This is a genomic window from Nostoc sp., from assembly GCF_036919495.1.
In the GTDB taxonomy this organism is placed as follows: Bacteria; Cyanobacteriota; Cyanobacteriia; order Cyanobacteriales; family Nostocaceae; genus Nostoc.
Genome location: NZ_JBALBZ010000081.1, coordinates 56,066 through 62,453 on the forward strand (window position 1 = coordinate 56,066; position 6,388 = coordinate 62,453).

The 6,388-nt window shown below is 41.3% G+C and carries 8 protein-coding genes; 4 read left to right on the plus strand and 4 right to left on the minus strand.

The annotated features are described in order from the left end of the window. Nucleotides 1-64 precede the first annotated feature (64 nt). Complete coding sequence (locus V7K25_RS11885) at nucleotides 65-1,861, minus strand: ABC transporter ATP-binding protein (protein ID WP_335158084.1); 1,797 nt, start codon at nucleotides 1,859-1,861, stop codon at nucleotides 65-67. 205 nt (nucleotides 1,862-2,066) lie between these two features. Here V7K25_RS11885 and V7K25_RS11890 point away from each other — a divergent pair, with 205 nt between their 5' ends. Further along, entirely contained in the window at nucleotides 2,067-3,128 is a 1,062-nt protein-coding gene (locus tag V7K25_RS11890) for an L-histidine N(alpha)-methyltransferase (RefSeq protein ID WP_335158086.1), read from the plus strand. Between the two features lie 310 nt (nucleotides 3,129-3,438). On the opposite strand, the gene V7K25_RS11895 is transcribed toward V7K25_RS11890, so the two are convergent. Together V7K25_RS11895 and V7K25_RS11900 are read right to left on the minus strand one after the other, a co-directional pair. Continuing rightward, nucleotides 3,439-3,678, minus strand: a complete 240-nt coding sequence (locus V7K25_RS11895; protein ID WP_335158088.1) for a type II toxin-antitoxin system HicB family antitoxin — start codon at nucleotides 3,676-3,678, stop codon at nucleotides 3,439-3,441. Continuing rightward, a complete protein-coding gene (locus V7K25_RS11900) occupies nucleotides 3,662-3,928 on the minus strand; it encodes a type II toxin-antitoxin system HicA family toxin (RefSeq protein WP_335158090.1) in 267 nt (88 codons plus the stop codon). Before V7K25_RS11900 ends, V7K25_RS11895 begins: the two co-directional genes overlap by 17 nt. 195 nt (nucleotides 3,929-4,123) lie before the next feature. On the opposite strand from V7K25_RS11900, the gene V7K25_RS11905 reads away from it, so the two are divergent. After that, nucleotides 4,124-4,894 (plus strand): pentapeptide repeat-containing protein, encoded by a 771-nt coding sequence (locus V7K25_RS11905; RefSeq protein WP_335158092.1) that lies wholly within the window; start codon nucleotides 4,124-4,126, stop codon nucleotides 4,892-4,894. Nucleotides 4,895-4,947: 53 nt separating this feature from the next. Continuing rightward, a complete protein-coding gene (locus V7K25_RS11910) occupies nucleotides 4,948-5,571 on the plus strand; it encodes a TenA family protein (RefSeq protein WP_335158094.1) in 624 nt (207 codons plus the stop codon). Between the two features lie 69 nt (nucleotides 5,572-5,640). On the opposite strand, the gene V7K25_RS11915 is transcribed toward V7K25_RS11910, so the two are convergent. Continuing rightward, entirely contained in the window at nucleotides 5,641-6,066 is a 426-nt protein-coding gene (locus tag V7K25_RS11915) for a hypothetical protein (RefSeq protein WP_335158096.1), read from the minus strand. Nucleotides 6,067-6,186: 120 nt separating this feature from the next. Between V7K25_RS11915 and V7K25_RS11920 the strand changes: the two genes are divergently transcribed. Next, a partial coding sequence (locus V7K25_RS11920; RefSeq protein ID WP_335158098.1) for a hypothetical protein occupies nucleotides 6,187-6,388 on the plus strand: 202 nt, incomplete at its 3' end.

Here is a 6,388-nt window from a genome sequence, read left to right on the forward strand (position 1 = left end):
AATTTTTGATTAAAAGTCTTTGTTTTGATTACAAGGCTGTGATAAAAATCTGATGCAAGACTATTTATTTTAGTTTGGTATCATTTTTTTCTTTCGCCTTTACTTGAGATTCCAAAATCACACCATAGAGTGGGCTGGTTTGCATCAATTCCTCGTGAGTGCCTTGTGCCATCAATCGTCCTTTATCCATGAGAAAAATGCGATCGGCATTTTTAACGGTGCTAATGCGTTGAGCTACTACAAAAGTTGTACAAGCTTTTTGGCGCATTAAGCGATCTAGTTCGGCTTGAATCTGGGCAGCCGTTTTAGCGTCTATAGCCGAGGTGCTATCGTCCAGAATCAGAATGCTGTAATCGGTCAGTAAGGTACGAGCGATCGCAATTCGTTGTTTTTGTCCACCAGATAAGCCCACGCCCCGTTCACCCACAATCGTCTCGTACCCATCAGGTAGACTACTGATAAAATCGTGCATTTGGGCAGTTTTTGCCACCTCAATCACCTCATCTAGGGTTGCATCGGGTTTTGCATAGGCAATATTTTCACGGATTGTGCCAGAGAAGAGGGTGGTTTCCTGAAATACAATCCCAATCCGCGATCTGAGGCTTTTGAGGGTAAAACTTTTTACATCTCGTCCGTCAATGCGAACTGCTCCCCCTGTGACATCATAAAAGCGGGGAATTAAGTTCATAATTGTGCTTTTCCCGGAACCAGTCATCCCTAGAACGGCGATTAGTTCGTTGGGTTTGGTTTCAAAGGAAACTTCTTTGAGAGTTTCAGTGCTGGCTCCCGGATAGCGAAAGGAAACATTTTCAAAGGTGATTCTACCGCCACAGCTTTCAAATGGGACAGCACTGGGGCGATCGCGAATTTCTACTTCTGCATCTACAACTTCGTAGACACGTTCGGCGGAAGCAGCTGATTGAGCGATCGCAGGTGCAGCAAATCCAATCAACAAAATTGGTTGGAGAATCAAGGCTAGGTAGGAGTTAAACGCCACCAGTTCGCCAATAGAGAACTGATTTCCAATCACTTGCGCTCCCCCGTAGGCGAAAACTGCCAGTGTGACTAAGTTACTCACCAAAAAGATAAAGGGGAAGGTATTATGGATGGCGCTAATGGTCTTCATGTTTGCCTTCACTAGACCATCATTCATGGTTGTGTAACGCGACCTTTCGGTTGATTCCCGGACAAACGCTTTCACCACCCGGATTCCTAACAAGTTCTCTTGCAATACAGCATTCAGGTCGCTTAGTTGCTCTTGTACTTGCCGAAAAAGTTTATTATTCCGAGTCACAAATTGTGCCATCAACCATGCGGCTATAGGCACTGCCGTTAGCGTAATCAGTGCTAGTTGCCAATTCATCACCAGCAAAACCACTGATATACTCACCAGTGTCACAATTGAACCGACGACCTGAATTAAGCTAGTGCCAACAAAGGTACGGATCTGCTCAATATCGCTGGTGACACGGGTTAACAGTTGGGAAGTCTGCGCCTGGTCATGATAACTGAAACTAAGATTTTGAATTTTGCTGAAAATTTTGTTTCGCAGGTCATAAGCTACACCTTGAGACGCTGCTTCTGCTAGATAGCTTTGTCCAAAGTTAAATACACCACGAGCGATCGCGGCGAGTACCATCCAGGCGGCGCTGTATAGCACAATTTGGAGGTTTTTTTGGATAATGCCCTGATCAATTCCCCACCGAAATAGTTGTGGGGTAACTGCGTTTGCGATCGTCAACAGCAACAAGCTAACCAATGCTCCTAACGAAGTCCATCGGTAAGTGCTTAAACTCTTAAGCACACGCTGAACTGGCGGCTGTATCGACAAAGTTTCCTGGAGTTCTGGTTGCTGAACCACTGGAATTCACCCCTGTATCTTTGGAAAATTATCTCGTATTTTGATGTAAAAAACCAATTGCTCAGTACGTAATGTAGGATCTATTTCTGCTTGTAAGTCCAAATTTTAGTTCAAATTTTGGGACAGTGGCATGAGAAAATACCTCTTTGACAAGCATTGTAGCTAATCCACTTCAATAACCTCAGAAAACCCAAGAACAAGAATAATGGCTCAAAATTTTCATAGCAATTTCCAACTTCCCTCAGACATGTCAACTGCTATCAATCGCACAGCAAAGCCAAGTTCTGAGTTCTTCTCTATTTTTTCTGAGGAAGAAGTTTTAGGCATAATTCATGCATTAGAAGTCAGACGAGAAATACCTCTAAAGTATTCTTATAAAGGTAGAGGAGCAAAAATATGGGACGATTTTTATCAAAAATATGTGATTCCAACATGGTATCGAACATCAAATGTAGAAATTGAACTTTTAAAAGATAATTTTAAATACTTGAATGACAATATTCAAATTGGTAAAAAAATCAATATTGTAGATGTTGGCGCCGGAAATTCCTATCCTGTTAAAAAGTTTATTACAAGACTTAATAAACTAGGAAAAGTTAATAAATATATTGCTTTAGATATCAGCGAAGAATTGCTTCATGTATCCAAAAATAATTTTACCAAATGGTTTCCTCTAGTTGAGTTCATCAGTTCTACAATTGATATAGAGAATAGTTGTGTACCCAAAAGTTTATTCCAAAATAAAGTTAGCCTTGAAATTGACGACACAGCAAAAATATTTTTCCACTTAGGTGTTACCATCGGTAATCATCAAAATAGAGATGAGGTACTAAAAAACTTTAGAGATAGCATGGCGAAAAATGATTTTCTGGTATTTACTAATGAAACTGGTTCTACCTCTCAATGGGATGGAAACGTCAGAGGTGGCTGCAAGTATCATGTAGAAGAAATATATGGATGGGTTAAAAGCAAGATTGGTATTAAATCTGAGGATTGTGAATTGATCAGAAAGTATGATTTAAAAACAGATAGTATAGTTGCTAATATGAAACTCCACCATAATTACACTCTAAATTTCAGTCGGATGGGGATAGATAAGAAGATTGAAATATCTGAAGGTGAAGAAATTACTATTTGGCGACATCATAAGTATGAAATCCCTAAACTCTTGCAAGAACTAGAACGTTCTGGACTGGAACTTATTCACTATACTATTGACAAATATAAATCACATATTATGGTGATTTGTAAGGTTGCTAATAGCTAATACCAATTCTGCATGAAGATGCACATACTAAAACCCCTTGTAGTCCTCCCTTACCAAGGGAGGATGGCATAGCCGAGGGTCAAAAGAGGCAGGGGAGCAGGGGGCAGGGAGCAAGGTGGAAAACACCAGACGAGCTTGTACTCCGCCCCAGTAAGAGCGCCCTTTATGGCGGGGCTTCATACCCATGTTCCGCTCCGCTCCACGGCTCCAGGTCAGGGCTTGCTCCCCAAGCTTTGAGCGCCCTGCCCCTCCGCTTCTTCGGTAAATATATGCAGCTTGATAAAAACGGTATAATCTTATTAATTATTAATTATGTTGACTTTGCTTGTGTATTAATTACGATGTGCATCAAACGCGGTCTAACCTGAGGAACTGGACGCCCTAAATCTTTAGCTGTTTCTATCCATTCTTGCATCACTACTTCTAAATTATGCAGAGCTTCCTGATAAGTATCACCGTCAGCAGCACAGCCTGGTAATTCTGGTACTTCCGCGACAAAGGCTTGATCTAATTCACTCCAGTAGAGAATAACTTCATAGCGAAACATCATTTTGGGTTCCTAATTTATACTTAAGAATTACTGCACGAACTTGTTTAATTTGATAACTTTTGGCTTTTCCTTTCTTATGTTGCAGGTTCAATATTTCCTCAACATCGGCTTTGCTAAAAATACGATGATCGCCACGAATTCGTTCCTCAAAGCCTAGTCGATATAAAAGTTGCCACAGTTGAGCGAAAGGGATGTCTGTATCAGAAGTCCCAGAGAGGATCTTTTCTAAGAGTTTGTCTTGCTGACTCACGTTTTTATGGCTGTCTTAATGCTTCTATAGTCTCATATTTATTTAAAATCAGGGTATATGTAAATGTTTACTCAAATTTACAAGTGATGTAGACAACTACAGAGGGCAAACTGTTCAGATTGCTCATATCATAATGCTGAGGTATAAATCCATCTCAGTTAGCATAAGATATTGAGTAATAAATATTACACGAATATGAAGAAGCAAATTTTAGCCATAGCTGCCTTTTTAACTACGATTATTTTGACAACAAGTGTACAAGCAGCAAATTCTGAACATGTTAAACAGTTATTGGCAACTAAGCAATGTCAAAACTGCGATTTGACTAATGCAGGTTTAGTGATGGCTGACTTATCTGGAGCCAATTTGAGCGGTGCTAATCTCACAGGTGCTAACCTCAGCCGGGCAAATTTGAGTAGCGCAGATTTACGGGGTGCAAACTTGAGTGGCGCGAGTTTATTTGGTGTTAACCTAAGCCAAGCTAAATTCCGTGGGGCAAATTTAGCGGGTGCTGATTTGAGAAATACCTATTTAGTAAATGCAGAACTGACTGGTGCAAACTTGAATGGTACTAACTTCCAAGGTGCAGTTGGTATACCATCACAAATTGCTTCACCAGAGGAATTTTATGCTTTGGGTGTAGCAGAAGGGCAAAAAGGCAATCAACAGCAAGCAATCAGTTATTTTAATCAAGCGATCGCTATTAAACCAGAATTTGCAGGTGCTTATTTAGCTCGTGGTATCGCTCGTTACCAAATACTAGATAGACAAGGTGCATTTCAAGATGCCCAAGTTGCTGAAAAGTTGTTTACATCCCAAAGCAATACCCCTGGAACCCAAACAGCCCAAGCTTTTATTAAAGAACTGCAAACACCCGTAGATCAAAAAGTGAGTGCTGGTAGCCCCAGTTTTGTGGACTTCTTGGGAAGTCTTGGCTCAGTCTTGCTCCAGTTTTTCCCTTTTTAAGAGTGATTGAAACAACAGAGGGATAATGACAATTGACAAATAACAAATAACAAATGACTTTATCTCAGGAATTATGGGCAGCAAATCAAGACTTAGCCCAAGCTTGCCTAGAGCATCCTTTCGTTCAAGGCATTGGCGATGGTACTCTTGAGAAAGCTAAATTTGCTTACTACGTAGGGCAAGATGCTTTTTTTTTAGAAGCTTTTGCCCGTGCATACAGTATCGCCGCAGCTAAAGCACCAGACTGGTTGGGTTTTACCACATTTCATAACCTAGCTAGTGGAGTTTTAGAAGAACTGCGGTTGCATAGTGGTTATGCTTCCCAGTGGGGAATCAATTTGCATTCTGTAGAAGCAGGAGGCGCTACCCGCCGCTATACTGACTTTTTGCTAGCAACTGCTTGGAGTGGAGATGTGGGTTTAACTGCTGCGGCGATGTCTCCCTGTATGCGTTTGTACGCCTTTCTGGGAGAACAGTTAGCTGCTAACGGCATTCCTAACCATCAATATGCAGACTGGATTCGTACTTATAGCAGTGCAGACTTTCAACCATTAACACAACAATTAGAAAATTTGGTTGACAATTATGCCGCTAGCAATTCTGTTGTGCATTCAACCTATCGTTATGCGATGTTTTGCGAACGCGACTTTTTTCAGGCTGCGTGGATTTTGGAGTAAGGTAGCACAGCTAACTGTACTACCATGTTAAGTCAACAAATAATAGCTGCCCTATTAAGTAATATAAAATTAGACATTGCTCAAGCTGCCTTTGCCGTTAGTTGCAGTTTGGGTGGGTTGAGTAGTGGGAAGCGCTACAACTGAAGGAACTTGTGAAATAGATTTTTTACTAGTACTCCGCTTTCGACTAGAGCCGCCTGCCTTTGAATACTCCATGCTGTTTCTGCCGTAGACAGTCGCAACTCCAGTAAGCATCCTTTCAGACAGTTCCGAGAGTGCATTGTCCATCTGAGTTATCGTCTTACGAGATTCCTCAAGATTAGACAGAAGCGTATTATGAGCTTCTAGCATGGCACGGGTGTTATCGATAAGGTGGGTATAAGCTTCAATGCTTAATCCATACCCTAAATCTAGATTTTCATTGATGGATTTAAGCAGGGCGAGACGGCGTTGAGCTTTTTCTACAGCAGCAGAACCGCGAGTTTTTAAAGACATGGGAAATATTTCTGGAATAGTTCTATTTCAAGATACTGGGATGTGTTTCTGCGTGATAAGAGTAGTTTTGTGGATTTAATTAAAGCTGAATAACCGAGACTTACACTGTGTTTATACTTATTGATTCGTATCTGTCTCTTATTTCGGGTTGAACGCAACAAGCAAATGCGATCGCCCAACAAGCAAATGCGATCGCCCAACAAGCAAATGCGATTGCTCAACAAGCTAATGCGATCGCCCAACAAGCAAATGCGATCGCCCAACAAGCAAATGCGATCGCCCAACAAGCAAATGCGATCGCCCAACAAGCAAATGCGATCGC

Excerpts from the sequence above, each read along its gene's own strand:
- V7K25_RS11910 (WP_335158094.1), top strand. The coding sequence starts at position 4,948 with ATGACTTTATCTCAGGAATTATGGGCAGCAAATCAAGACTTAGCCCAA.
- V7K25_RS11915 (WP_335158096.1), bottom strand. The coding sequence starts at position 6,066 with ATGTCTTTAAAAACTCGCGGTTCTGCTGCTGTAGAAAAAGCTCAACGC.
- V7K25_RS11895 (WP_335158088.1), bottom strand. The coding sequence starts at position 3,678 with ATGATGTTTCGCTATGAAGTTATTCTCTACTGGAGTGAATTAGATCAA.
- V7K25_RS11905 (WP_335158092.1), top strand. The coding sequence starts at position 4,124 with ATGAAGAAGCAAATTTTAGCCATAGCTGCCTTTTTAACTACGATTATT.
- V7K25_RS11890 (WP_335158086.1), top strand. The coding sequence starts at position 2,067 with ATGGCTCAAAATTTTCATAGCAATTTCCAACTTCCCTCAGACATGTCA.